Consider the following 24,110-nt stretch of genomic DNA (forward strand, 5'->3'; position numbering starts at 1 on the left):
TTAATCACCTAAATTTCGTTATAGACTCAATAATAAAGTCTAGTAGTTATATGCACAACGATAGTGCATTTGACAATATTATGACGTTTGATTTTCTCATACTTTGGTCTAGTGTTATTACTAACAGTAGCATGGGTTGAAATGAGTGTGCTATGATAATATGGTGAATTTATAGTAATCAAAAAACATTTATAAATGAAAGTAGGTACAATATGTTATTACTTGAATTGATCAAGGGTCTTATTTTAGGTATTGTGGAAGGCCTTACCGAATTTGCACCTGTTTCTTCTACAGGTCATATGATTCTTGTCGACGATATGTGGTTGAAATCCACAAAGTTCTTAGGTGAACAATCTGCATTTACTTTTAAAGTCGTGATTCAGTTAGGTTCAGTTTTCGCAGCAGCATGGGTGTTTAGAGAACGTTTCTTTGAATTATTACATATCGGTAAACATAAACCTGAACAACATGCTACAGCAGGACGCCGTTCTAAACCTCAACGTCTAAACTTATTACATGTATTAGTTGGTATGATTCCTGCAGGTATTTTAGGTTTCTTATTTGACGATGTCATAGAAAAATATTTATTCAGTGTTCCAACAGTTATGATTGGCCTTTTCCTAGGTGCTATTTATATGATTATCGCTGATAAATATTCTGAAAAAGTTACCAATCCTCAAACAGTGGATCAAATTAACTATTTCCAAGCATTTGTAATCGGTATTTCGCAAGCCATTGCAATGTGGCCAGGTTTTAGTCGTTCTGGGTCAACCATTTCCACAGGTGTTTTAATGAAAATGAATCACAAAGCAGCATCTGATTTTACATTTATTATGTCTGTTCCAATTATGCTTGCAGCAAGTGGTTTATCATTGTTAAAGCATTATGAATATATTCACTTAGCACACATACCATTCTATTTATTAGGATTCTTAGCAGCATTTATCGTAGGACTCATTGCTATCAAGACTTTCTTACACTTAATTAATAAAGTAAAATTAGTACCATTCGCCATTTATCGAATCATCTTAGTAGTTATTATTGCAATCCTATACTTTGGTTTCGGTATTGGTAAAGGAATTTAAAACAAACATTTAGTCATTAAGTGATTACACCGTCACTTAATGACTTTTTTGTGCCTATGTTGATCATAAATAATTTCATTTCATTAAAATCTAAAAATATTCTCCTATAATTTCATGCGATAATGTTAGCATCTCTAGTTTATTATCATGTATCATAGGGTATGGATAAAAATAGTAAAATTAATGGAGGCAACGAGTATGGACAAAAAGAAACTCATCAAAACAGCAATTAATGTGTTACCAATTATTATCGTTCCTTTAGTCGTAGAACGTAAAAAAATAAAAGAACATCCTGATGTAAAAAAAGCGACTGATGCAACATCAAGAGCTGCATCTAAAACAACATCTGCTATTTCTAATAAGTCATCTGACGTAAAAGCCTATGTTGGAGATAAGAAACAAGAATTTGATAATAAACGCGAATTGAAAAAAATCGCAAAAGAAAATGATCCTGCTTACATTGAGAAAAAAGGCGAAAAATTAGCTAAGCAAAACCGTAAAGAAGCTGAAAAAATGGATAAAAAGCTTCAAAAAAATATCGAAAAACGTCATAAAGAAGAAGACAAATTACGTGAAGACAACCAAAAGCAACGTATTAAAGATATGAAAAAAACTCAAAAATACGAAGAAAAAGTTGGCTTAACACCTGGTAAACTCGATGAAAAAACTGAGAAAAAAGGTGAAAAGTTAGAAAAAGAAAATCGCAAAGAAGCTAAGAAAATGGACAAAAAGCTTCAAAAAAATATTGAGAAGCGTCATAAAAAAGAAGATAAACTACGTGACGAAGCTGAAAAAGCTAGAAAAAAAGAATTCAAAAAATATAAAGATTATACAGCTAAAAGTGTTGTTAAACAAAACAAAGAAGCCGACCAAGAGGCTTAATCATTAATGACACATATTATTATTGACGGAGATGCTTGTCCTGTTGTTAATTCAGTCATAGAATTAACGCAAGAGACAGGCATTTTTGTTACAATTATACGTAGCTTTAGTCACTTCTCAACACAAATCGATCCTGAACATGTTCGAACTGTGTATGTCGATGATGGACCCGAATCTGTCGATTATAAAATTGTACAACTTGCTTCTTCTGAAGATATTGTGATTACTCAAGATTATGGATTAGCAAGTTTATTACTAAATAAAGTTAAATTTGTGATGCATCATAAAGGATTCTTGTTTAATGATGATAATATCCAACAATTATTGGATCAACGTTATATCAATGCTCAAATACGAAAGCAAGGTGGAAGACATAAAGGTCCTCCCCCTTTTACTAAGCAAGATAGACAACATTTCGAACATCAATTTAAATTACTAATACAAACTTGTTAAAGGAGGATTATAATGAAGAAAATTGCAGTTTATTGTGGTGCGAGTAAAGGTAACGATGATATATACGTTAAAGAAGCCTATGAATTAGGAAAATATATGGCTGAAAAAGGCTATGAATTGGTCTTTGGTGCTGGCTCTGTAGGCATTATGGGAGCAATTCAGGATGGTGTATTAGACCATGGTGGTAAAGCTATTGGTGTTATGCCAAAAATGCTTGATGAAAGAGAAATAACAAGTCAAAAAGTCAGTGAACTCATACTTGTAGATTCGATGCATGAACGTAAAAATAAAATGACAGAACTTGCAGATGCATTTGTTATGGCGCCTGGTGGTGCCGGTTCATTAGAAGAATTCTTTGAAATGTATAGTTGGGCACAAATCGGTATTCATCAAAAACCAATTGGCGTTTATAACATTAATGGTTTCTTCGAACCGTTACAATCCCTTATCGATCATATGATTGCAGAAGGTTTTATTGATGAAAAATATCGTGAATTAGCACCGCTATTTGATACTAAAGAAGCTTTGCTAGAAGGTTTACTTAACTATCAACCTTTAGGCGTTCGTACATATGATTAATCTCTTAACTATTAAAAGCCAGTAAATGCATTAATTAAATTGTATTTACTGACTTTTTAGTTTGATAATTCTACTTAATTATATTGATAATTCATCGATGGTTACACACGGATCATGATTAGCAAAAACACCTAGACAGTGTCTATCTTTTTCAATATTTTGTACCCATTGTAGTGAACGCTTTTCTTGTTTTTTACTACTTAAAATGCCAGGCAATCTAAGTTCCCTCCAATTTCCTGGGTAATATCCTACATCTGAAGCTAATAAAATATAATCATCATTTCGCAATGATTTAATTATGAAACTCGTTAATCCTACTGAATGCCCAGGTGTATGCACTAATGTAATAGCACCGTCATTAAAAAAATCAAATGATTTATTTTGGGGACCAATATGTGTTGCCTTGAAATGGAATGATCGCAAAGATGTCCCTTACCATAAAGCTGTATTATATCTAAGTGAATGATTTTGATTGGCTTTTTGATACTCTTCATTACTAACTATCATTGCCTTTGCTTCTTTTAATAATTGAAGTCCTCCAGCATGATCTCCATCTAAATGGCTTAAGATGACATATTCAATATCTGACACATTAAATCCTAATTCTTTAATTTGGTCATCTATCAGTTATTTCTTGGCGTTTTGTTTTAAATTTTTATAAATCAATCTCGTATCTCACATGTCTTTTTAAAGGATGATATTTACTTAGATTAGGAAATTCAAAATGATCTAGGAACGTCATCCCAATTTTTTCCATTACTTTTCTTGAGGGTAAATTTGTTTCAGCGGTGAAACTATAAACTTTAGTTATACCTTTTTCTTTAGCAAATCGGAGCACCGCTTCGGCCCCCTCTGTCGCAATACCATTTCCCCAAACTTCAGGTATCAGGCGCCAACCTATTTCATATAGTGGTAGTTCTTTAAATGGATACTCACTATCCTCTGGAATGTAATTTAATCCTATAAATCCAAGCCATTCATTCGTTTCTTTAAGTTCCACGGAAAATAAGCCGATAGCATAATCTTTTATTATTTGGTCCATCTTCTTCATATCAAGTTCTGATCGACGATAACTTAATAAACTTGGAAAATATCTTCGTACTTGTGGATTGGCATTCATCTTTTGAAATGGTAGTAAATCACTGTCTTCCCAATCTCGTAACTTTAAACGCTCCGTCTCAATATAAACAACCATTTTTTAACACTCCATTACTCCATAAATACATATTCACTTATATTTTAGTATAAAATTAACGCGCTATGAAACGTTTATGATTCATATCGCGCTATTGTTTAGATTGTATATTCTAATTATTAACTTTTAGTAATATAACTAATTAATTCAATATTGACAGGAATTTCTTTCAAATGATCACGTTGATTCTTAGGCGCAGTGAACGTTGCATCGATAAAATCATTCTGATGATTCAAACGATATGTTGCTACAAATGTATCTGTCTCAGATTCAAAGTTTGGTAAATGTGCAATCACACGTTTAATTTCTCCTGTTGAATCAATTAACTGTCTACCTGTAATGTTTTCTAATTCTCTACCTAATTCAGGTAATGTTAATGCTTTACCTTCTAAAATGCTAAAGTCTTGTTCATGCATGGCGTTTCTCTCCTCTTTACATCATTGTTCAAAATGATAAATTTTATATTAATAACATTGGTTTATTCTTTAGTATATACATTTATCAACTAAAATACCCTATTTTTTTATTAATCAAACCTGATAATATCGCCCAATAATATGATAGTAACTACATCATATCATACTCTATTGTGTTGAAGATGATTGCTTTTGGTTAGTTTGATTTGTATTAGCCTTATTACTGCCATTCTGTTGAGATGTTTGGTTCGATTGATTTTGGTTATTCTTTGACTGAGTTGGTGTGGATGACTGGTTTTGAGTTTGTTTACTAGCATCTTTTCCTTCAGTTGATTGTTGATCATTTTTTTGTGAGCTTGACTTAGATGCATCATTATCCTCTTGACTTTGGTTACCACTATCTTCATCACTTGAATCTGCACTACTTGCTGCACTTGAGGCACTATTATCTACTTCTTTTTGTAATTTATCCTGTTGGTCTTTTAAATCCTCTTTTTGTTTTTTTAATTTTTTCTTTTGTGCTTTCAATGATTTATTTTCTTTTTCTAGTTTGTCTACACTCTTTTCTAAAGAAGCTTTTTCCTCACTTTTACCACATGCAGACAACGTCAATGTTGCAGATAAAAACAATATAATCCACTTTTTCATGTTAAACTCCTTTAAAAACAGTTATAAATATAATTCATTTTATCATGAAATATTAAATTATTCATTTTTCTACATTAAATCTTTTCGCATCCTAATATGACTATCATCATAACCTAATTGATGATTCAAATTAAGCATCGCTTTATTTTTAATATGGATTGTACTCTGAATCGACTCTGCGCCTATGTCTTTGGCCCATTGTTCTATTGCCATTTTAAGCTGTTTGGCGAGTCCTTGACGACGAAAATGTGGGTATACATATAATAATTCAATGATTACAGTTTTAGTTTGTAACTCATAGTGACCCCATACAAAGCCTTTTAACTCCTGATTATTCTCAAGAAGTAAGATAGTATCATTTGTATGACGCAATCTTGCATTAATCATTTCATATCGTAATGCGATAGATGTCTTAGTAACTTTGTAATTGTCTTCTTGATTTTCTAATAAATGTTCATGTATGATTGCTACTTCATTAATAATTGCTTGATTACTTAATGTTAACTTTCTCATATTTAACTCCTAAACTTGATATGATAATCACCCGATTTCTATGGTATGATTAAGCGTAATATAATACTGACATACCCTTGCATATCTGTGAATTAACACATATATTGGTATTAACTATCTAATAATGACGCATAATATCCGTAAAATATATTTACGCAATAGTTAGAATGTGTACATTAGTTATATTTGTGATTTAAAAAAGTAGTATATTGCTCACATTATTGAGAGAAACCTCTCTTTTTTCATACTACTTAAACTATTTTAAAGGAGCGCTTAAGCACTCATGAAGTCTACTGCTCAATTAGCTAAAGAAAATAATGTAAAATCATTACGTTTAAATAATACAGATAGAGAAATATTTGAAAACTATATGACCTATATTCGGTCTGATTTAAGTGTGAATCCTCATGATTCAGAAGTTATGTTGAATCGTATATTAAAACATTTAATTAGCGCTGAAGATAAAGGTATGTTGGCTATGGAATTCTTTAACCACAATCCTAAAATGCACGCTAAAAAACAATTAAAAGAGCTCCCAAATGAAACAGTAAAGAATATATTTAAATATATCTATCAGCATTTTGTATTATTAATAGGTATCTTTTGTTTTTTAAAAGGATTTATCGGATTTTTTATTGGTGGAGATAGCAACTATCTTTATCTATACACATTCCCAATCACTGTCATTATTGGCTTATTTATCATTTTCTTGTTTATTTGGATGATATTTAAGACGATTCAATTGCAGTGCTTTAACAACTCAAATTGGGTTTGGCTCTTAACCTATGCAGTGATTGCATTGTTAATCGTTGCGTTGTTTTATGTCTTTTTCATACCACAATCTTTTTTAGCCTTCGGTCCTTTTATTAATGTAAGTAATTGGTCATTTATAATAATTTCTATCATTATTACTCCGATTTCATTTTATATTGATCATCATTATTTCAATAAAGATGCAAATACAATTATGTGATAATATTGATTATCTCATCATGAAATTTAATTAAATATTTTTTAAGTCCAATAAAAACTTGATAAAACAGCGCATAAAATAAATAAGGCCCTAAATGACATTCAACATTCATTTAGGGCTTTATCGATTTTATATTCGTGTCTAATTAAGTAAAAAGATGTCTAGCATAAACCAACTAACCATAATAATCATAATGATAGCTTGTGCAATCGTGCTTGCTAAGAATGCAACAATAGAAGCACAACCCACTTTAATGGCTTGTTTAAAATCATAACCTTGTATTAATTCGATTACTAGAACAACTATGAAAGGTATAACGACAATTCCAAATGGAGGTAATACAAAACACCCTATAATCACACCTAGAATCGCACCATACTCTCCGAATTTAGAGCCACCATATTTTCCTACAAAATATTTATTCATAAGAAAATCAGCTAAAAAGATTAATATTGTTAAAACAATCATTGATATATAAAATATCCAAGATAATTTCCCATCTTGAAATCCAAATTGATAAATTAGAAATCCTATCCACATCACTAAGACGGAAGGAATCACAGGTTTAACTAATCCTATAAATGCTAATATGAACATTAATATAATTAAGCACCATAATATCACTGTCATTTTAAACTACTCCACATCTAATTTTGTAATTTTTTGATCTTTGGTTAAGAAAATTAATATAATTCCTAAGAATAGTGAGCCCGCTGAAACATAGAATACATTTTCCAAACCAACCCATCCACTCATCATACCACCTAATAAATTACCACATAGTTGACCAATCACCATTGCATTAGCAAATAATGTTGAGGCATAACCTGGGAAATCAGGTAGTATATCTTGAAAATAACTAATACCTATACCTAATAGTATGGCTAAGAAAAACGCTAAAAATAATTGACCAAGTAACATCATATAGAAATTTTTAAATAAGCTAATACTAAAGTAAAATGCCCCTCCAAATATACCGCCGTATATAAGTAACGTTCGTGTTGGTAATTTCCTAGATAAGATACCTAAAATCACCATAAATGGTACTTCTAATCCAGCACATAAACTTGCCAAATAGCCCACATGCCCTTCCTTTTCATGAAGGTAATCTGTAACAAATAATGGCATATTCATTGTGTACATCCATTGTCCAATATGTAATAAAATAAACGCTAAAAACGGTATGAGTAATGTCTTATCTTTAAACATATTTGGCGCAACCTTTTCAACGTGTTGTTGTTGGGAAATGGGTTGCTTAACATTTAAATTTTTATAGAAGAAGACTTGCAATAACAGTGTAAATAAAATAATAGAAACCGTACCACCAAATAATCCTGAATAACCATTCAGTTCAATCAATTGCGAACCGATAAATGGCCCAAATAAAAATCCTAGCGAGAACATTGATCTTAGTACTGTATTAGCAAATTTGGCATTTTCACGTGAACTTGAAACATTAATTGATTCCCTAGCGGATGCATAAAGTTGAGGCATTGCAGGTGCAAACAAACCTTGAAAAAGTGCGTAAAGAATAATAAATAATAGAATGTCTTTCACAAAAAAGTAAATAGAAAAACTAATCGCACCCATAAACAATGCCGTTATAATTAAGAACTTTCTATTAATATTATGTGTGTCAGAGAATCTAGCAATAATCGAATTAACTGTGAATTGACTGATAGCTGCTAAAGCTAATAATAGGCCATATTGTTTCGTCGTCATGCCTAAATCTTTCGTTGCAAATAAAACAAGGTAGGGTACCGTTACTGCAATACCCATACCTAATAGCAACATATTCACAACAAATAACTTGTAGTTTTTGATATATAACAATTCTTTAAACATAAGAATAACCTCTATTCATTAAGCGAATCTGTCTACTGTATCTAACGAATAAAATTCAACATTAAATTAACAAACGAGTCTACTTGAGGTAGTTGTAACATACTTTGATCGTAACTCATATAAGTTGAACGAATCAGTGGATCATTATCGATAGTCACTTTTTCAAATTCAAACATATTCTTATCAATGTTTTTCATCATAATTTCGGGTAAAATCGTTACACCTACACCACTAATCAACATTTCTTTACACGTAGCAACTTGGTCAACAGTAATCGTCGCATGATAATCTTGTTCCAAATTATCATTATACCATTGCTTAATTTGATTAATGTAAATAGGGTCAGCTTGGAATTCAATAAATGGTAGTTTTGTAACTTCATCACGTCTATCTTTAGGATAGATAAAATAGTGATCGTCATTAAACAAATGCGTGTTAGATAAATTCATGACCTTATTACCTCTTGTAATCATGACATGATAATCTCTATGATTTGCCTTAATCTGCTCTGTAGAACCTACTTGTACTTGAATTTCAACATTAGGAAATTGCGTATTATATAAACTTAATACTTCAGGTAGCAGTGTCTGTCCTATCAAAGAAGAACAACCAATAGAGATTGTTCCATTGACTTCCCCTATATGTGCCTGCATTTTATCAAAAAATAAACGTTCTCTTTTCAACATATCACGTGCATGTTCGATAATCATTGCGCCTTCGGTTGTTGTGATAAGTTGTTTTTTCGTTCTTATAAAAACATCTACTCCAAAAGCACTTTCAATCGCTTTTAACCGTTGCGTGACAGCTGGTTGTGAAATATATAATATTTCCGCTGCCTTTCTTAATGTTTTTGTTTCGTCTAACGTAATCAATAAACGATAATCATCTATTTTCATAGTGTCCCCCTAGAATGTAACGTTTCTTTTAAACGCTTCAATATTGTTATTTCTATTTATTATGTAAGCGTAATTAGCATTATTTTTTATCAGACGATTTTACTCGATGCACTTTCTTACTTTTAAATGGATGATTGTGTTTATTTTTCTTATATTTTTGATTAATTTTATGATAACATTTCATCACTTTACTCTGTATGTCATCAAAATTTTCTACAATTTCAATCATTAATTGATGCGCAATAATATATGCCTCGTGATATTGTTTTTGACTAATTTGCTCATTTTGTAATGCAAATAACAAATCATCTTCATCAACTAATTCGTATGATCCATCAGGCAATACCAAAACGTCTAAACATAAATCTAAAGTACGTGCATTTCCTTTTTGAGTAATATTTTTAATATTAATATCAAAATAATATTCTAGTGGATTCCCCTTATCATCAAACATAACGGTCAAACTATATCTCTTTTTTTCAGGTAATATTTGTAACCATTTATAATTATCATCTGCGACTATAATATTCTGACCAACTACCGTCACCTCTAAAGGTTCACGTACTTTCTTCATCGTGACCAAGCCTATAATACCCTTAAATCTATTATTATTAACTTTAACCTCTGTGTATTCTCTTTCAATCAGGCGACGCCAGTGACGTTTGTCTATATATTTTACTTTCACAGTCACCAACTCCTTGTTCTCATTATATATAAATGGTTCTGTAATGTCATCATATGCCGAACCTGGTTATATTCTGTCGTAAAATTGATTTATCTATATTCTACTACATATCAAGACATTTTACTTTAAAACGACTAAATTACTATGAATTTATTTAATTTTAATTCTAATCATTTTTTAAACACTGATAGACACTACGATATATTTTAAAACTCATTTAAACATTAACATAAAAAAGCATACCTACGAGTTAAGGTGCTCTCATAGGTATGCTGAAATTCAGTTATTTCTCTTTTAGGGCATATTGATCTATCAATGTTTGATGTTCTGGATATAATGCTAATAATTCATGTGCTTCAAATAATTCGAAATGCTTATATTCAAAGGCAGGTTGACACATACAACCTACTAAACAAAATCCTTCATCATGTTCAAAAGAAGAAGCGAAGATTGTACCTTTAGGCACAACATACTGCAGAACTTCTCCCGCTTCAATATTAGTACCTAATTGTACCGCTTCGTATTTACCGTCAGGCATAATCATATGAATAGTTAAGGATTCGCCTGCATGATAATACCACACTTCATCAGCATCGATGCGATGAAAATGTGAAATATCATTCGAGGTTAATAGAAAATATATACTACTGAATGCAGCTCTTGTTGAATTCGTAGAACCATGGCGTATACTTTCCTTAAAATAACCACCTTCCGGATGAGGTGTCATTTGCAGTTGATCAATCCAATATTGTGCGTTAGTCATTATTTTAAATCCACATTATGGAATACATTTTGAACATCTTCTAAATCTTCTAATGCATCTACTAATTTTTCAAAAGTCTCTTGATCTTCAGGTGATAACTCAATATCTGTTTGAGGTAACATTTCAAACTCTGCTACTTTGAAATCTTCAACACCTGCTTGTCGTAATGCATCTTGAACTTGTGCAAATTGATCTGGTTCTGCATAAACAATTGTTAAGCCGTCTGCATCAATCACATCTCTAACATCTACATCTTGTTCCATTAACTCTTCTAGTACATCATCTGCAGACTTACCTTCAATACCAAAAGTAGCTGTATGATCAAACATGTAAGCAACTGAACCTGAAACGCCCATGTTACCACCATTTTTACCGAAAGCCGCACGCACATCAGACGCTGTTCTATTCACATTATTTGTAAGTGCATCAACGATTAACATTGAGCCGCTAGGACCAAAACCTTCATATCTTAGATGGTCATAGTTTTCATCTCCAGCACCTTTAGCTTTATCGATAGCTTTATCAATAATATGGTTTGGCACAGAATATGTTTTGGCACGTTCTAATACTAATCGTAAGGCTTGGTTAGATTCAGGATTGGGTTCACCTGATTTTGCTGCTACATATATTTCTTTACCAAATTTAGCATAAATTCTACTTGTATTTTTATCTTTTTGAGCCTTTTTCTCTTTAATATTATTCCACTTACGTCCCATTATGGTCATCTCGCTTTCATTCTCTATAATTAACATTCTATATTATACATGATTTTGCATCGTTTATATACCACTAGTAACCTATCTCTTTGATAACGTTTGAACTCACTATTGTACCAACCTAGAAGATATATCATTAAACATAAAAAAATTAGCCCCTAAAATTAGGAACTAACTTATATGTAGATATTTAAATGTTTAAATATTCTTCAACATCATTGAATAAAGCATTAAATTCTTTCATGTTGTCTTGATTCATATATAGATATATCTTTCTTTCATCTTCTTTAGATCTTACTTTACTTAATTTATCTTTTTCAATCAATCTACGAATTGATACTAATAATTTAGTTCTACTCAATTCTAATTCTGAAATTGCAATTTTCAAAAATGTTTGCATTAACATTTGTTCTTCTTGGCAATTCTTTTCGGCCAAGTCTAAAACAGCTAAATCATTTAATGTTAATTTATATTTTTGATCTATATATTCAGATAATGCTTTATATTGTTTATAAAATTCTAATAACTTATCTAACTTCTCTTTGTTCAAAGACTTGCACCCCCAAATATAAAACAGACAACGTATAATAACATTATCCTAAATATCTGAAAATTTGTCTTTCCTGTTTGTTTTTAATCTATTGTCAAAATTACCGATAAATTTAAATTGAGTTGTGCCACGCCCTTTTGATTTTAGATTCATTTTTAAATATAGTAATCATATAAAAGGAATTATAACTAAGGTTAATGTCTAACGACTTTTCTGTAAAATCATGTTCAATCACTTCTACCATAGGCTTAAAGTAATAATCTATAGTATCTAGAAATTCACTCGTCCAGTCATATTTATTCCTTAAATCTTTAGATATTAAATGATTTAGGTTACCACTATAACTATTTATTTTTCCTATGAATATAAAGTAGCGCTTATTCGAAGGCGTTTGCTCAAAACTTACATACACATGACTATCTTCATAGTTCTCATTTGTAGCTTCGTTTTCGATGATTCTCCAATCAAATAAACATAAAACATATCTGTCATCGAGTTCGACTTTTTTGTAGTAACTTGCATCAACATACTCTTGGTTGAACAGCCAAGTTAACTCATTAAATATTAAGCCAAATGTTGTTTTAAAACCGTTCTTATCAAATAAGTGTAATGTATTAAAAAGGTGTGTATGGTCATATAAATTAAAACCTAATCCAGCAAATGTTTCTCTTAAAGTCGATACTGTTTCAATGATAAGTGGCGAACTATTGCTTAAATCATTATCTTTATCGTTAATTAATTGATGATTTTCTACATTTAGTAAAATCATCTTTTCTTTCACAAAGTCAATTTCATTCAGAATTGCCTTTAAGTTCTTTAATTGAATCTCATTTTTTAATAACAAATGTTCATTTTCATCTATTAAATAGGATGTTTTTAATTTGGCATTATCAATAAATAAATATTCGAATTTCAATCGCTTAATTTGTGATTCTATCGTTTTTAATAGTACAGGATCATCTAACAAACATGTCATATCTAAGCCGATAACATGATTAATATGCAAATCTTGAAACTTAATAATATCTCTATAAATTTCACGTATTGCCTTTTCATCTAAATTGAATACTGAAATCACTTCATATTCATAAGGAATGACTTTCATAGCATTTTTCAATTTTAACACTGCATCATTAAAACAAATTCCTAAATGATCAATAACTCTATAATTATCAATATTAAAAGCAACCCTTAACCCTTTTTCAATGATAACCTCTGCAATTTTTCGTTTGTCGTCATATGTCATCACATCACAAATTTCTGTGAGTGTTGGTACAATATAGAAAATGACATCAGTACGTGAAAAGTCATATTTTTCAAACTTGTCATATAAAAATAAATATCGAATTTCTTCTATTGTTTGAATTTGAATAGTGCTATAAAATGGTTTAACTTTATTAGGCGTACCAATATCTAGTTGGATATCTTCATATTTTTCAATATTATGTTGCTCTACTAAATCTTCAACATATGTTTTGAAAGCTTCAATATCTTGATCAGTTTCAATATTCACTTTAAACATCACATTCTTATCGTATTTTGAAAGTTTACGATAATCATTGGGCGTCACACCTAAATAGCCTTTGAACATTTTAGAAAATGTAGACATATTACTAAAACCTAATGCGTCACTAATATGACTAATTGTGGCACTAGTGGTTAGCAACATCTCTATTGACTTACTAATTTTTAAAGTATCTACATATCTCTTAAACCCCATACCTATTAATTGATGGAATTGGGAAGAAATATTTGATTTTGATATAAAAAGATCTGTTGATATATCTTTTAACGTCAATCTCGTTTCAATGTGATTATCGATATATTCTAATTCCTCTTTTAAATCATTATAATATGTATAGTTGTATTGATTAACTGCAATATCCTTATCTACAACTGCTTCTGTACCTATGATTTGAACAATTTCCCTTGTAAGTTGATCCAGCATCTCTTGATTATCTTGACTAATTCGTTTGAGTGCTAACTGTAAAATCAAGTCTTTAAGTAAATTAGAAGATTTAATCAGATTGGACGTATATTGGAATTCAAAAAATGAAAAACCTTGTTCTGTAAACCAATCACTTGTTAGATATAGCATGATCATTCTACCTTTTGTGTTTACACTAAAAACATCAGCATTGTTGATGATATAGATGTCGTTATTAATCGTCATTTGTTTACGAAATTTTTGAACATACATGTCACTCTCTAATGGCCAAAATAAGATGATCCCGTCTTGACACCTAGTTGTCGGATATTCAACATTAGAAAGTATACGCAAATAAGAATTCGGCATATTTCTCCCTCTCTTTTCTAATAAACCCAGTATAGCTTCCAAACTTAATTAACATTCTAAATACCTAACCAAAATAATTTAACGCAATTATAACACGTATTTAAAAAATATACTTGTTTATATATTTAGAAAAAATTAAGTTATAAAACAACATAAATATTACGAATAAAAAAAGATGCGGCGCTAACTTCTTAATGTTTTATCTAAAGACATTAAGAAAATATTTTACATCACATAGTTAATTTCACGCCAACATCTTTGTTTTTGAACAATCGCTATTTTGATTATCTAAATCGATTAGCCAATCGAAGTATATCTTTAATGATATTTAATAGATTGATAAATAAATTAAAGCCCATTTCTCGTGGAGAGAATTGTCCTCGTTTCATCCTATTAAAATCATACAGGGTATATAACAAGAACAATAATAAGCTTACGACTGTAATAATAGTATGGAAAATAGGATTATGAATAAACATCCCAATAATGCTTGCAATAATTAATGCTAATAAAGTAACGAATAAATATCTTCCCATACTTGATGCATCGTTGATTAAAAAGAATCCTACAATACCAAAAGCAATAAAAGCACCAATGGCTAAAATAATATTCTTATAAAAGACTTCAGGTCCTAAATTTTGCAAATAGCTTGTAAACATAGCATATGATAAAAGTCCCAATATAATTGCATATATATGCGAAATAACTAAACCATACTTACGTGCACGCTGAAACACTAAGGTAATTAATACTAAGACCATTAATGCAAGAGATAAGGGTCTTCTCCATTCCATAGGTAAAAATTGACCAAAGTAACAACCAATCCCAAAAATAATCCAATAATACATGAAGAATAGCCAAACCTTAGCATAAGCATGTGAACGATGTTTATCTTTTGTTTCATTTGTATGTTGTGCAGTCTGTGACATATATTCTGCTCCTTCATTTATGGTTTGTTTATCTAATGGTACGATTTTACAATAATATATTAATTAAAAAAAGTAATAATAATGAAAAATAGATATACTTAGTCGGTAATTCTATATATACTATACACTTTGTTACAATTCATAAAACTTTATTATTGGATTTTTTAATTAAAAAGCCGCTTCATAACTGTCATATCAACATTTCCACAAATGAAATATTTCAACTCTCAATTGTTAACAATATTACAAGATAATAACAAACCACACAGAGACTAATATTTTTGTTAGTATGGATAGCGTAGTAAAAAAACGAAACGCGATGATACATCGTTAAACTTAATTTCTATAAATAAAAATATTAAAGCAAATATAAGGAGGAGTCACTTTGAAAAAGTTAGCCTTTGCAGTAACTGCCGCTTCAGGCGCAGCCGCAGCACTTTCTCATCACGATGCCGAAGCTTCTACTCAACATAAAGTACAGTCAGGAGAATCATTATGGACTATCGCTCAGAAATATAATACGTCTGTAGATAGTATTAAACAAAACAATAATCTAGATAATAATATGGTATTCCCTGGACAAGTCATCACAGTAGGTGGAAGTGCTTCTCAAAGCTCAAGTTCAAACACTTCTTCACAATCAGGATCACCTTCAACACACACTGTACAATCAGGTGAGTCATTAAATATCATTGCAAATAAATACGGTGTATCAGTTAACGAATTAATGTCAGCCAATAATTTAAATGGTTATTTAATCACACCTAACCAAACTTTAAAAATACCTAATGGCGGTTCTGGTGCAGGCGCTGGATCTGGTTCTGGTGGTGCAACTGCTACACAAGGTAATACAAGCACACAATCACCATCGTTTAACCACCAAAACTTATATACTGAAGGTCAATGTACATGGTACGTATTTGACCGACGCGCTCAAGCTGGTAAACCAATTAGCACATATTGGTCAGATGCTAAATATTGGGCTACAGGCGCAGCTAATGATGGTTACCAAGTTGACCATTCACCTGAAGTAGGTGCAATTATGCAAAGCGTTCCAGGTCCATATGGTCATGTTGCATACGTTGAACGTGTGAATGGTGACGGAAGTATCTTAATTTCAGAAATGAACTATACTAACGGACCTTACAACACAAACTACAGAACAATACCAGCTTCTGAAGTATCAAGTTATGCATTCATTCACTAAAAAGTGAGATGCTATATCATTAATTATACTTTTAATAAAAATAGCTTAACACCAACAAAGCATATCACTTTGTTGGTGTTTTTTAATTGTCTAAATTGATCTTATATATGGCATGTCCCCCTCATTAATCATCATCATAAATCTAATACTAAGACGACTATTCTGGTATAAGTCCATTGATTTACCTGACGAAACGCCCCCTTATTCCATAACTAACATTATCAACCTTAATAATGACACTCTCATCATAAATATTATCATCTATTATGTTTCTACTGAATTCTCTGGAGCGATAATATAGACACTACTTGACTGAGGAAAGTTGTTTTATCATCAAATACATTAGCCTCTATATTTCATAGCTAAAAATAGACCATATAAAAAGGTTGAGCGTATGTCTTAAACGCTCAACCTAAATATTTAAATCGCTATGTTATATATATATTATTTTAAGAAGAAATGCATTATAAAGTAAACAAGTGCTGCTAATACTGCAGAAATAGGTAATGTAATTACCCAAGTAATTAACATACGTTGTGCTGTACTCCATCTAACACCTTTCGCACGGTTAGAAGCACCAACACCTAAAATTGATGAAGATACAACGTGTGTTGTTGAAAGTGGGAAATGTAATGATGATGCTACGAAAATAGTTAACGCAGATGACAAGTCAGCTGCAGCACCATTTGCTGGTCTGATTTTCATAATGTTACCACCAACAGTTTTGATGATTTTCCAACCACCGACTGCAGTACCAAGACCCATAGCAGTAGCACATGCAATTTTAACCCATAATGCTGGTTCTACGTTTGAACCGTTTTGAATATTAGCAACGATTAAAGCTAAAGTAATGATCCCCATTGATTTTTGAGCATCGTTTGTACCATGTGAGAATGATTGTAACGCTGCTGTGAAGATTTGAAGGAATCTAAAGTTACGATTAGCACGTGTTAAGTTAGCATTTTTAAATACGACTTTAACAATTGAATACATAATAAAACCAACACAGAAAGCGATAATTGGAGATACAATTAACACGATAATAATTTTAGTGAAACCTTGGTAATGTAATACTCCAAATGATCCTTCTGAAGCAATAGCTGCACCTGCGATTGATCCAATTAATGCATGTGATGACGAACTTGGGATACCATATAACCAAGTAATTAAATTCCATGCAATCGCAGCGATAATTGCTGCTAAAACAACAACCAATCCATGTTGCAATTTAAACGGATCTACAATATCTTTTGTTATTGTACCAGCAACTCCAGTAAATGCTAAAGCACCAATAAAGTTCATAACTGCAGCTAATAAAATGGCTGTTCTTGGAGTTAATGCTCTCGTAGATACGGCAGTAGCTACAGCATTGGCTGTATCATGGAAACCATTGATAAAGTCAAATATTAATGAAAATATAACTATAGCTATCGTGACGATTAAAATATATTCCATAAGTGAGGACTCCCTTTAGCTATTTTTCATGATTATAGTTTCAAAATTATTTGCGACTGTTTGGCATTTATCTGCAATTTCTTCCATGCTTTGATAAATATCTTTTATTTTAATTAATGTGATTGGATCTGTTTCACTGTTGAAGATATGTTTCATAGATTGTCTTAAAATACCGTCACAGTTCGTTTCAAACTCTTTAATATTAATTGAGTGAATACGCATGTGAGATAATTTTTTATCTACTAATAAACCTACAGCTAGTTTCATTTCTGCAACTGCTTTTTGAATATTTTCAACAAATTCAGCCATGTATTCGTCTGTATATTCGATTGAATACATTTCAAACATTGCTGACGTTTCTTCCATAGCATCTAACACATCATCAATTGCATTACATAAAGATAAGATATCTTCACGTTCAATTGGTGTGATAAAAGTCTGATTTAAATCAGTAATCACTTGATGCATTAATTCATCACCATGAGATTCATAAGTTTTGATATTATCAGAATATGCTTTCAAATCTAAATGTGTATTGAAATCCATTTTACCGAACTCAATTGCTGCACGATCAAGATTAAAAACCATTTCTTCTAACTGAACCATGAACTTATCTTTTTTCTTACTAAACATTCAAAATCCTCCATTTGAGCGATTGTTGCCAATCACATTCATAAATTTTTACTCCATAAGACCTATTATAAGGAACACATTTACAATTTTCAGAAAAAAGGAGATTCACTTTTTCATTTTGTAAATATTATGTAAATCATAGTTATAAGCAATGATGATTGCATTCAAATAAATTGCGATTTGTTCCTACTTGAAAATATCACAAAATTTACATAACTACAATTCAATTTACAAATTCTTAACAAATACGCAAACAAAATTTTACATACACTTTCCTAATGTGCACAAAAGGAGTATAATAACCAATCCACTTTATAATTTAACGTTTTAAATGATGTCTTTCAATCAATTTCCCATATACCAAATATAAACCATAATTTTTGCTATCCCTCCTATTCCACTTTATACTAGCATTACTATACTAAAGGAGATAATTATGGAATTTACATTAAAATCAATTCAAGAAGCACATGAAAAATATACTGGTCCCGATTTCCCAATGCTATTCAAAGCTTTTAAAGATATGGGAATGGTTAGTAATGAAGTGAATATTCAACATGGTACTTCTGTTTATACAAATACCGATGGTCAAACGATTACAGCAGAAGGTGTGAAAGTATCCCATCCTATCGCTGACACTTCACATGTTGAAGAAGTGAAAGACATTCTCACACGTCATCAAGCAGGACAGACTGATTTTCCTACATTTTGTGAAGAAATGGCTCAAGCTGGTATTTATAAATGGTCTATTGATATTAATGCTGATACTTGTTCATATATTGATTTAAACCAACAAACTATTGTAAGTGAACAAATCCCGCAATAATCATTCGAATCATATATTTAAAGGATTCCATTGTACATCTTGTGATTACAATGAAATCCTTTTTTATTTAATATTAAATTGAATGTCTTATTGTCCTTTTAGAGTGATTATAAGCTGTTAAGGCAAATACAGCATAAATGGCTGTGTACACTGCCATAACAATAAATATAGGGAATTGATTGGTCGCACCTAACAATGACATAAATGCCAGTGAAGCAAAATATGCATGTAATAAAGCAATGATTAATGGTAATGAAAAGTTAAATAGAACCTTTAATTTCAAACCTTTGGCCATATCTCGATGTGTGAAACCTAATTTACGCAATATAGAATAATTTTCTATTTCATCCTCTGTTTCATCGATTTGCTTAATATATATGATACAACCTGCCGCAATTAAAAACGCGATTCCTAAAAATGATGTCACGAATAGTAATATACCCGTTAAACTTGAAATTTCACTTGCTGCTTCACTTCTCGTTTCAATATTTTTATCCACATTTTTTACCGCACTTTGCAATTCTGGCCTGTCCTTTTTGTGTTTAATATCAAATCCATATTGAGACACAATATTTTTAGCTTTAGTATGATTTCTTAAATATTGGTAATCTTTGTCATTTAATACTAAAGTAGGTCCTCCTAAATCAACATCACTCATAAAATAAACTTGGTTAATTTCTTTATTTAATTTAACTTTGATCGAGTGTTGATGTGTCCCCAATTGTGTTACACCGTGCTTCTTATATTTCATGACATCACTTACTCTACCTTCAGGTACTATAATATCTGTGTAACCCTTCGACACTTCAACATTAGGTATATACTTGTCACTCGTTACAGATACTTCATATGGTTTAGCAATGCCCTTTTCAAATAATTTGTCTTTAAACAACTTACTATAAACAACTTCTTTATAATTATAAAAATGCTCAATATTTTTATTGTTTAATTCATATGCTAATTCATTGGCCTTTTCTTTATCTTTTAACGTCACATCGTGTGGCGAATTCAATAGAACTTCATTGGTTAACGTCCCACGACTAATCGCTGCAAAACACAATACTGATACAGTAATAGCAGAAATAATTGTCATAACAGTTAAAGAAAACGCATTTTTCTTTATACGATACATAATCGGTGCTGTAAACATCACATCGTTGACGCTTACTGTATCTTGTCTCACTTTCTTAATTGCTTTAAAGATTAGTGAAACAGTGCTTCTAAAAAAGAAATACGCCCCAATCACTGTACATATCAAAATAACAAATGGCTGAAAAATACTATTAAAATGTTGAACAACTGTTGTCGATAAATAATAACCTGTCAGAATCATGAGTACGCCTAATACACCTAAAATTAATTCACCCATTGTAAAACGATTATGATTGATTTCTCTTTTGGTCATATTAGAGGCTAATTCTATAATAGAACGTCTTCTAATATAAAAATAGCTTTGACCTATAGTTAAAATGTACGCCACAACAATCAATAAAATTGCTTGTAAAATAGCAGACACACTGAAAATGATTGAAACAGTAATGTTAATACCGAGTAATCTTAGAACAATCATTAACAATATTTTAGAGCCAAAAATACCAATGATAATTCCTAAAATAGAAGTGGCAATAAAAATAAGTAATTGTTTAATCATAATCATTTGTAAAATATTGAATCTTGAAAGACCAATTGTTTGCAATAAGGCAAATTCACGACCTCGCCGTTTTAAAAACAACAGATTCGCGTACAAAATAAATACGATAATAATGATAAATAGAAAATAACTTCCTATTTGAGAGCCTTCTTTAATGATTGGATAATTCTGATTGCCATGTAAATGATGTGCATATTTTAAAGTAATAAAACTAAAATACAGTACTACGCTAATAACTAAAGAAAATAAATATATGGCATAATGCGAAAACTTTTGTTGAAAGTTTTTAAAAATAATTTCTTTAAAGGTCATAATTCACGCCACCAAGTACACTTTGTGTTCTAATAATTTCATTGTAAAAAGTTTGTTTATCGTCTTCACCTTGGAAAATTTCAGTAAAGATTCTTCCATCTTTTAACATAACCACACGATTTGAATAACTAGCTGCTACGGGGTCATGAGTAACCATTATAATCGTAGTATCAAATTTCTCATTCATTTTGCATAGTCGTTTTAATAAGTCTTGCGTGCTTTTAGAGTCTAATGCTCCTGTTGGCTCATCAGCAAATATTATTGATGGGTTAGTAATAAACGCTCTAGCGGCTGACGTTCTTTGGATTTGTCCTCCTGACAATTCAGTTGGGTACTTATCACTGATATCACTAATATTTAATGCCTCAACAATTCGTTCATAGCGCTGTTTCATTTCTTGTTTATCTATTTTCTTTACAGATAACGGTAGCATAATATTTTCTTTTACCGTTAAGGTATGTAAGACATTATAATCTTGGAAAATAAATCCAATGTCTTTTTTACGAATATTGGATAACGCTTTGTTTGATAATTTGTCTAATGGCTGCCCATTTAATTTAATCGATCCTTGCGTTGCATAATCTATGGAACTCAGTACATTCAATAATGTTGTTTTTCCCGAACCAGAAGGCCCCATAATTGAGATAAATTCACCTTTTTCAACAGATAAATTAATATCATGTAGCACTTCTTGTGGTGAATATTGATTGCCATATATTTTTGTTAATTGTTTTACTTCTAATATTGCCACTTTAACACTCCTATGATTATCAACTGTTTAACGTTGATGCCACATCATTTGTAAATATAATGAAACGCATAACTATTCAATATTATTATAACGATTGAATATAACAAATGCGCTAATTCTGTGTAACAAAACGCATGTTTAAAATGACAATGTTGTCACTTCAGACATGCGTTCAATCACTTCATTTTGTTGTGGGAATATGAGGCTAAAAGTAGTTCCTTTTCCTACGCTAGACTCTACTTTAATTTCAATCCCTAATTGTGATTTAACACTATCAACCAAATACAAACCCATGCCTGATGACGTCGTTTCATTTCTATTAGCTGTAGACGTATAACCTCTTTCAAAAATCCTTGGCATATCTTTCTTACTTATACCACGTCCATAGTCCTTTATTTCTAATACGATATGTTGATTTATGCATTTACCATTCATTTCAATCATATTATCTTCACTATATTTCAATGAATTAGATAATATTTGTCTAATCATCATACGACACCATTTTAAATCTGTGTACACTTTAAAATCATCCGTAAAATTTAATTCAAATCCAATACCTTTAGCCTGACTAATATGACGCGTCAACTGAATTTCATCAATAACCATACGTTTTAAAGAGACATAGTCAAAGTACATATCTTTATTTTGAGTTTCTAACCTTGTTAAATACAATTGTTTATCTAACATTTCATTGATCCGTGACCATTCGTATAATAATGCTTGTTTACGTTTAGAATCTTGCTCTTGATCAATTAATAACTTCATCGCTGTTACTGGGGTTTTAATATCATGAACAAATTCTGTAATGCTTTGTTCATGATTTTTAATTTGTACTTGTTGCGCTAATACCTTATCTTTCTGGGAAGTTATATTTCGATATAAATAGTCTACGATTTGTTGTTGAAATGGCGTTTCAGCTAAATCTTTATGTTTAATTTCTTCTATTTCTTTATTTTTATAAAAATGTTTAGATAACCTAGATTCCTTAAAAAATGTAAAAATGATGAATAATACACTCATACCTAAATTCAGAACAACGATATACCATACGCTATCTGCTGCAATATCATAATCAATATACGCAATTCCGATCATGACTAGATTGATAAATACAATCCATAATATCCAATTTAATCGCGATTTAACGAATAACCAAAACCACTTTAAATTATTCATGCGCCATATACCCTTTACCAACTTTCGTTTCTATCGCACTATCCATACCAATTTCAGATAGTTTCTTTCTTAATCGATTGACATTGACAGTCAATGTGTTATCGCTTACAAACGCTTCATCGTCCCACAATGCGGTGATCAATGTATCACGTGAGACAATTTGATTTCTTTTATTGACTAACATCTCTAAAATGATCATTTCTGTTTTAGATAAAAAGATAGCTTGATCACCTTTTTGTATACTATCCTTTGATAAATCTACTACAGCATCTTGCCAGTTCAATGTACGTTTCTCTTCAACACCAAATTCGTATACTCTACGATAAACCGCCTGGAGTTTAGCTATTAAAACATTGGTATAAAATGGTTTTTGAATATAATCATCAGCACCCAACTCCATACTCATGACTTGATCCATCGGATTATCCCTTGAGGATAAGAATAAAATAGGTACATTAGACACTTGTCTCATTTTTCTACACCAATAAAAGCCATCATACTTTGGCAATTGCACGTCTAAAATAACAATTTCTGGATTAAATGCTTCGAATGTATCCATAACATTTCCAAAATCATCTATACCTACTACATTAAAATCCCATTGTTCTAATTCTTTTTTGAGTTCTTGGAACAATGTATTGTCATCTTCTACTAATAATATTTGCATTCATA

At 30.9% G+C, this 24,110-nt stretch carries 28 protein-coding genes; 7 read left to right on the forward strand and 21 right to left on the reverse strand.

Annotated elements, in window-relative coordinates; genetic code table 11:
* The first annotated feature begins 212 nt into the window (after positions 1 to 212).
* The 4 genes from JX000_RS09975 (at position 213) to JX000_RS09990 (ending at position 2,999) form a co-directional block, all read left to right on the forward strand.
* A complete protein-coding gene (locus JX000_RS09975; RefSeq protein WP_002450985.1) occupies positions 213 to 1,085 on the forward strand; it encodes an undecaprenyl-diphosphate phosphatase in 873 nt (290 codons plus the stop codon).
* Positions 1,086 to 1,283: 198 nt separating this feature from the next.
* Positions 1,284 to 1,967, forward strand: a complete 684-nt coding sequence (locus tag JX000_RS09980; RefSeq protein WP_002450986.1) for a hypothetical protein — start codon at positions 1,284 to 1,286, stop codon at positions 1,965 to 1,967.
* Positions 1,968 to 1,973: 6 nt separating this feature from the next.
* Positions 1,974 to 2,420, forward strand: coding sequence for a YaiI/YqxD family protein (locus JX000_RS09985; protein WP_107532186.1), 447 nt, complete (start codon positions 1,974 to 1,976; stop codon positions 2,418 to 2,420).
* Between the two features lie 12 nt (positions 2,421 to 2,432).
* Positions 2,433 to 2,999, forward strand: a complete 567-nt coding sequence (locus JX000_RS09990; protein WP_002450988.1) for an LOG family protein — start codon at positions 2,433 to 2,435, stop codon at positions 2,997 to 2,999.
* Positions 3,000 to 3,077: 78 nt separating this feature from the next.
* On the opposite strand, the gene JX000_RS09995 is transcribed toward JX000_RS09990, so the two are convergent.
* The 6 genes from JX000_RS09995 to JX000_RS10020 all read right to left on the reverse strand — a co-directional run bounded on the left by JX000_RS09995 (position 3,078) and on the right by JX000_RS10020 (position 5,771).
* Positions 3,078 to 3,422, reverse strand: a complete 345-nt coding sequence (locus JX000_RS09995) for an MBL fold metallo-hydrolase (protein ID WP_206141014.1) — start codon at positions 3,420 to 3,422, stop codon at positions 3,078 to 3,080.
* Between the two features lie 9 nt (positions 3,423 to 3,431).
* Positions 3,432 to 3,590, reverse strand: coding sequence for an MBL fold metallo-hydrolase (locus tag JX000_RS10000; protein WP_241004981.1), 159 nt, complete (start codon positions 3,588 to 3,590; stop codon positions 3,432 to 3,434).
* 64 nt (positions 3,591 to 3,654) lie between these two features.
* On the reverse strand, positions 3,655 to 4,194 hold the full coding sequence (locus tag JX000_RS10005) for a GNAT family N-acetyltransferase (RefSeq protein WP_206140674.1): 540 nt from the start codon (positions 4,192 to 4,194) through the stop codon (positions 3,655 to 3,657).
* 119 nt (positions 4,195 to 4,313) lie between these two features.
* On the reverse strand, positions 4,314 to 4,610 hold the full coding sequence (locus JX000_RS10010; protein WP_002450994.1) for a hypothetical protein: 297 nt from the start codon (positions 4,608 to 4,610) through the stop codon (positions 4,314 to 4,316).
* A 168-nt stretch (positions 4,611 to 4,778) separates the two neighbouring features.
* On the reverse strand, positions 4,779 to 5,258 hold the full coding sequence (locus JX000_RS10015; protein WP_002450995.1) for an SA0632 family lipoprotein: 480 nt from the start codon (positions 5,256 to 5,258) through the stop codon (positions 4,779 to 4,781).
* 69 nt (positions 5,259 to 5,327) lie between these two features.
* Positions 5,328 to 5,771 carry a GNAT family N-acetyltransferase gene (locus JX000_RS10020; protein ID WP_049425602.1) on the reverse strand — a complete coding sequence of 148 codons (444 nt, stop codon included), beginning with the start codon at positions 5,769 to 5,771 and terminating at the stop codon, positions 5,328 to 5,330.
* A 283-nt stretch (positions 5,772 to 6,054) separates the two neighbouring features.
* Here JX000_RS10020 and JX000_RS10025 point away from each other — a divergent pair, with 283 nt between their 5' ends.
* Positions 6,055 to 6,744 carry a DUF1129 family protein gene (locus JX000_RS10025; RefSeq protein ID WP_049425603.1) on the forward strand — a complete coding sequence of 230 codons (690 nt, stop codon included), beginning with the start codon at positions 6,055 to 6,057 and terminating at the stop codon, positions 6,742 to 6,744.
* 141 nt (positions 6,745 to 6,885) lie between these two features.
* On the opposite strand, the gene JX000_RS10030 is transcribed toward JX000_RS10025, so the two are convergent.
* The 9 genes from JX000_RS10030 to JX000_RS10070 all read right to left on the reverse strand — a co-directional run bounded on the left by JX000_RS10030 (position 6,886) and on the right by JX000_RS10070 (position 15,424).
* Positions 6,886 to 7,374: a DUF456 domain-containing protein gene (locus JX000_RS10030; RefSeq protein ID WP_206140675.1), complete on the reverse strand. Its 489-nt coding sequence runs from the start codon at positions 7,372 to 7,374 to the stop codon at positions 6,886 to 6,888.
* A 6-nt stretch (positions 7,375 to 7,380) separates the two neighbouring features.
* Positions 7,381 to 8,595 (reverse strand): sugar efflux transporter, encoded by a 1,215-nt coding sequence (locus JX000_RS10035; protein ID WP_164967150.1) that lies wholly within the window; start codon positions 8,593 to 8,595, stop codon positions 7,381 to 7,383.
* 35 nt (positions 8,596 to 8,630) lie between these two features.
* A complete protein-coding gene (locus JX000_RS10040; RefSeq protein ID WP_002451001.1) occupies positions 8,631 to 9,485 on the reverse strand; it encodes a LysR family transcriptional regulator in 855 nt (284 codons plus the stop codon).
* Positions 9,486 to 9,564: 79 nt separating this feature from the next.
* Positions 9,565 to 10,170 carry a ribonuclease FAU-1 family protein gene (locus JX000_RS10045; RefSeq protein ID WP_002451002.1) on the reverse strand — a complete coding sequence of 202 codons (606 nt, stop codon included), beginning with the start codon at positions 10,168 to 10,170 and terminating at the stop codon, positions 9,565 to 9,567.
* Between the two features lie 283 nt (positions 10,171 to 10,453).
* Entirely contained in the window at positions 10,454 to 10,933 is a 480-nt protein-coding gene (locus tag JX000_RS10050; RefSeq protein ID WP_002451003.1) for a cupin domain-containing protein, read from the reverse strand.
* Complete coding sequence (locus JX000_RS10055) at positions 10,933 to 11,649, reverse strand: YebC/PmpR family DNA-binding transcriptional regulator (protein ID WP_002451004.1); 717 nt, start codon at positions 11,647 to 11,649, stop codon at positions 10,933 to 10,935. The genes JX000_RS10050 and JX000_RS10055 overlap by 1 nt, the downstream gene beginning before the upstream one ends.
* Before the next feature lie 190 nt (positions 11,650 to 11,839).
* Complete coding sequence (locus JX000_RS10060) at positions 11,840 to 12,199, reverse strand: transcriptional regulator, SarA/Rot family (protein WP_002451005.1); 360 nt, start codon at positions 12,197 to 12,199, stop codon at positions 11,840 to 11,842.
* 112 nt (positions 12,200 to 12,311) lie between these two features.
* On the reverse strand, positions 12,312 to 14,495 hold the full coding sequence (locus JX000_RS10065; protein ID WP_206140676.1) for a helix-turn-helix domain-containing protein: 2,184 nt from the start codon (positions 14,493 to 14,495) through the stop codon (positions 12,312 to 12,314).
* A 284-nt stretch (positions 14,496 to 14,779) separates the two neighbouring features.
* The gene (locus tag JX000_RS10070; protein ID WP_002451007.1) at positions 14,780 to 15,424 is read right to left on the reverse strand and encodes a Bax inhibitor-1/YccA family protein; all 645 of its coding nucleotides are present in this window, start codon (positions 15,422 to 15,424) and stop codon (positions 14,780 to 14,782) included.
* Positions 15,425 to 15,809: 385 nt separating this feature from the next.
* Between JX000_RS10070 and JX000_RS10075 the strand changes: the two genes are divergently transcribed.
* Positions 15,810 to 16,631: a LysM peptidoglycan-binding domain-containing protein gene (locus JX000_RS10075; RefSeq protein WP_075778869.1), complete on the forward strand. Its 822-nt coding sequence runs from the start codon at positions 15,810 to 15,812 to the stop codon at positions 16,629 to 16,631.
* 444 nt (positions 16,632 to 17,075) lie between these two features.
* Here JX000_RS10075 and JX000_RS10080 read toward each other — a convergent pair whose 3' ends face one another.
* Positions 17,076 to 18,086 (reverse strand): inorganic phosphate transporter, encoded by a 1,011-nt coding sequence (locus JX000_RS10080; protein WP_002451009.1) that lies wholly within the window; start codon positions 18,084 to 18,086, stop codon positions 17,076 to 17,078.
* A gap of 15 nt (positions 18,087 to 18,101) precedes the next feature.
* Positions 18,102 to 18,719 (reverse strand): DUF47 domain-containing protein, encoded by a 618-nt coding sequence (locus tag JX000_RS10085; protein ID WP_002433514.1) that lies wholly within the window; start codon positions 18,717 to 18,719, stop codon positions 18,102 to 18,104.
* A 436-nt stretch (positions 18,720 to 19,155) separates the two neighbouring features.
* Here JX000_RS10085 and JX000_RS10090 point away from each other — a divergent pair, with 436 nt between their 5' ends.
* On the forward strand, positions 19,156 to 19,545 hold the full coding sequence (locus tag JX000_RS10090; protein WP_206140677.1) for a DUF1398 domain-containing protein: 390 nt from the start codon (positions 19,156 to 19,158) through the stop codon (positions 19,543 to 19,545).
* A gap of 73 nt (positions 19,546 to 19,618) precedes the next feature.
* On the opposite strand, the gene JX000_RS10095 is transcribed toward JX000_RS10090, so the two are convergent.
* From JX000_RS10095 to graR, 4 genes are all read right to left on the reverse strand, one after another.
* On the reverse strand, positions 19,619 to 21,508 hold the full coding sequence (locus tag JX000_RS10095; protein WP_206140678.1) for an FtsX-like permease family protein: 1,890 nt from the start codon (positions 21,506 to 21,508) through the stop codon (positions 19,619 to 19,621).
* Positions 21,498 to 22,259, reverse strand: a complete 762-nt coding sequence (locus JX000_RS10100; RefSeq protein WP_002451012.1) for an ABC transporter ATP-binding protein — start codon at positions 22,257 to 22,259, stop codon at positions 21,498 to 21,500. The genes JX000_RS10095 and JX000_RS10100 overlap by 11 nt, the downstream gene beginning before the upstream one ends.
* Positions 22,260 to 22,397: 138 nt before the next feature.
* Entirely contained in the window at positions 22,398 to 23,438 is a 1,041-nt protein-coding gene (locus JX000_RS10105; RefSeq protein WP_037552000.1) for a sensor histidine kinase, read from the reverse strand.
* Positions 23,431 to 24,105, reverse strand: coding sequence for a response regulator transcription factor GraR/ApsR (gene graR / locus JX000_RS10110; RefSeq protein WP_002451014.1), 675 nt, complete (start codon positions 24,103 to 24,105; stop codon positions 23,431 to 23,433). The genes JX000_RS10105 and graR overlap by 8 nt, the downstream gene beginning before the upstream one ends.
* Positions 24,106 to 24,110 lie beyond the last annotated feature (5 nt).

Source organism: Staphylococcus sp. SB1-57, from assembly GCF_017086425.1.
GTDB classification, from domain to species: Bacteria; Bacillota; Bacilli; order Staphylococcales; family Staphylococcaceae; genus Staphylococcus; species Staphylococcus warneri_A.

Excerpts from the sequence above, each read along its gene's own strand:
- JX000_RS09975 (WP_002450985.1), top strand. The coding sequence starts at position 213 with ATGTTATTACTTGAATTGATCAAGGGTCTTATTTTAGGTATTGTGGAA.
- JX000_RS09980 (WP_002450986.1), top strand. The coding sequence starts at position 1,284 with ATGGACAAAAAGAAACTCATCAAAACAGCAATTAATGTGTTACCAATT.
- JX000_RS09985 (WP_107532186.1), top strand. The coding sequence starts at position 1,974 with ATGACACATATTATTATTGACGGAGATGCTTGTCCTGTTGTTAATTCA.
- JX000_RS09990 (WP_002450988.1), top strand. The coding sequence starts at position 2,433 with ATGAAGAAAATTGCAGTTTATTGTGGTGCGAGTAAAGGTAACGATGAT.
- JX000_RS10005 (WP_206140674.1), bottom strand. The coding sequence starts at position 4,194 with ATGGTTGTTTATATTGAGACGGAGCGTTTAAAGTTACGAGATTGGGAA.
- JX000_RS10010 (WP_002450994.1), bottom strand. The coding sequence starts at position 4,610 with ATGCATGAACAAGACTTTAGCATTTTAGAAGGTAAAGCATTAACATTA.
- JX000_RS10015 (WP_002450995.1), bottom strand. The coding sequence starts at position 5,258 with ATGAAAAAGTGGATTATATTGTTTTTATCTGCAACATTGACGTTGTCT.
- JX000_RS10020 (WP_049425602.1), bottom strand. The coding sequence starts at position 5,771 with ATGAGAAAGTTAACATTAAGTAATCAAGCAATTATTAATGAAGTAGCA.
- JX000_RS10025 (WP_049425603.1), top strand. The coding sequence starts at position 6,055 with ATGAAGTCTACTGCTCAATTAGCTAAAGAAAATAATGTAAAATCATTA.
- JX000_RS10030 (WP_206140675.1), bottom strand. The coding sequence starts at position 7,374 with ATGACAGTGATATTATGGTGCTTAATTATATTAATGTTCATATTAGCA.
- JX000_RS10040 (WP_002451001.1), bottom strand. The coding sequence starts at position 9,485 with ATGAAAATAGATGATTATCGTTTATTGATTACGTTAGACGAAACAAAA.
- JX000_RS10050 (WP_002451003.1), bottom strand. The coding sequence starts at position 10,933 with ATGACTAACGCACAATATTGGATTGATCAACTGCAAATGACACCTCAT.
- JX000_RS10055 (WP_002451004.1), bottom strand. The coding sequence starts at position 11,649 with ATGGGACGTAAGTGGAATAATATTAAAGAGAAAAAGGCTCAAAAAGAT.
- JX000_RS10065 (WP_206140676.1), bottom strand. The coding sequence starts at position 14,495 with ATGCCGAATTCTTATTTGCGTATACTTTCTAATGTTGAATATCCGACA.
- JX000_RS10070 (WP_002451007.1), bottom strand. The coding sequence starts at position 15,424 with ATGTCACAGACTGCACAACATACAAATGAAACAAAAGATAAACATCGT.
- JX000_RS10080 (WP_002451009.1), bottom strand. The coding sequence starts at position 18,086 with ATGGAATATATTTTAATCGTCACGATAGCTATAGTTATATTTTCATTA.
- JX000_RS10085 (WP_002433514.1), bottom strand. The coding sequence starts at position 18,719 with ATGTTTAGTAAGAAAAAAGATAAGTTCATGGTTCAGTTAGAAGAAATG.
- JX000_RS10090 (WP_206140677.1), top strand. The coding sequence starts at position 19,156 with ATGGAATTTACATTAAAATCAATTCAAGAAGCACATGAAAAATATACT.
- JX000_RS10095 (WP_206140678.1), bottom strand. The coding sequence starts at position 21,508 with ATGACCTTTAAAGAAATTATTTTTAAAAACTTTCAACAAAAGTTTTCG.
- JX000_RS10105 (WP_037552000.1), bottom strand. The coding sequence starts at position 23,438 with ATGAATAATTTAAAGTGGTTTTGGTTATTCGTTAAATCGCGATTAAAT.
- graR (WP_002451014.1), bottom strand. The coding sequence starts at position 24,105 with ATGCAAATATTATTAGTAGAAGATGACAATACATTGTTCCAAGAACTC.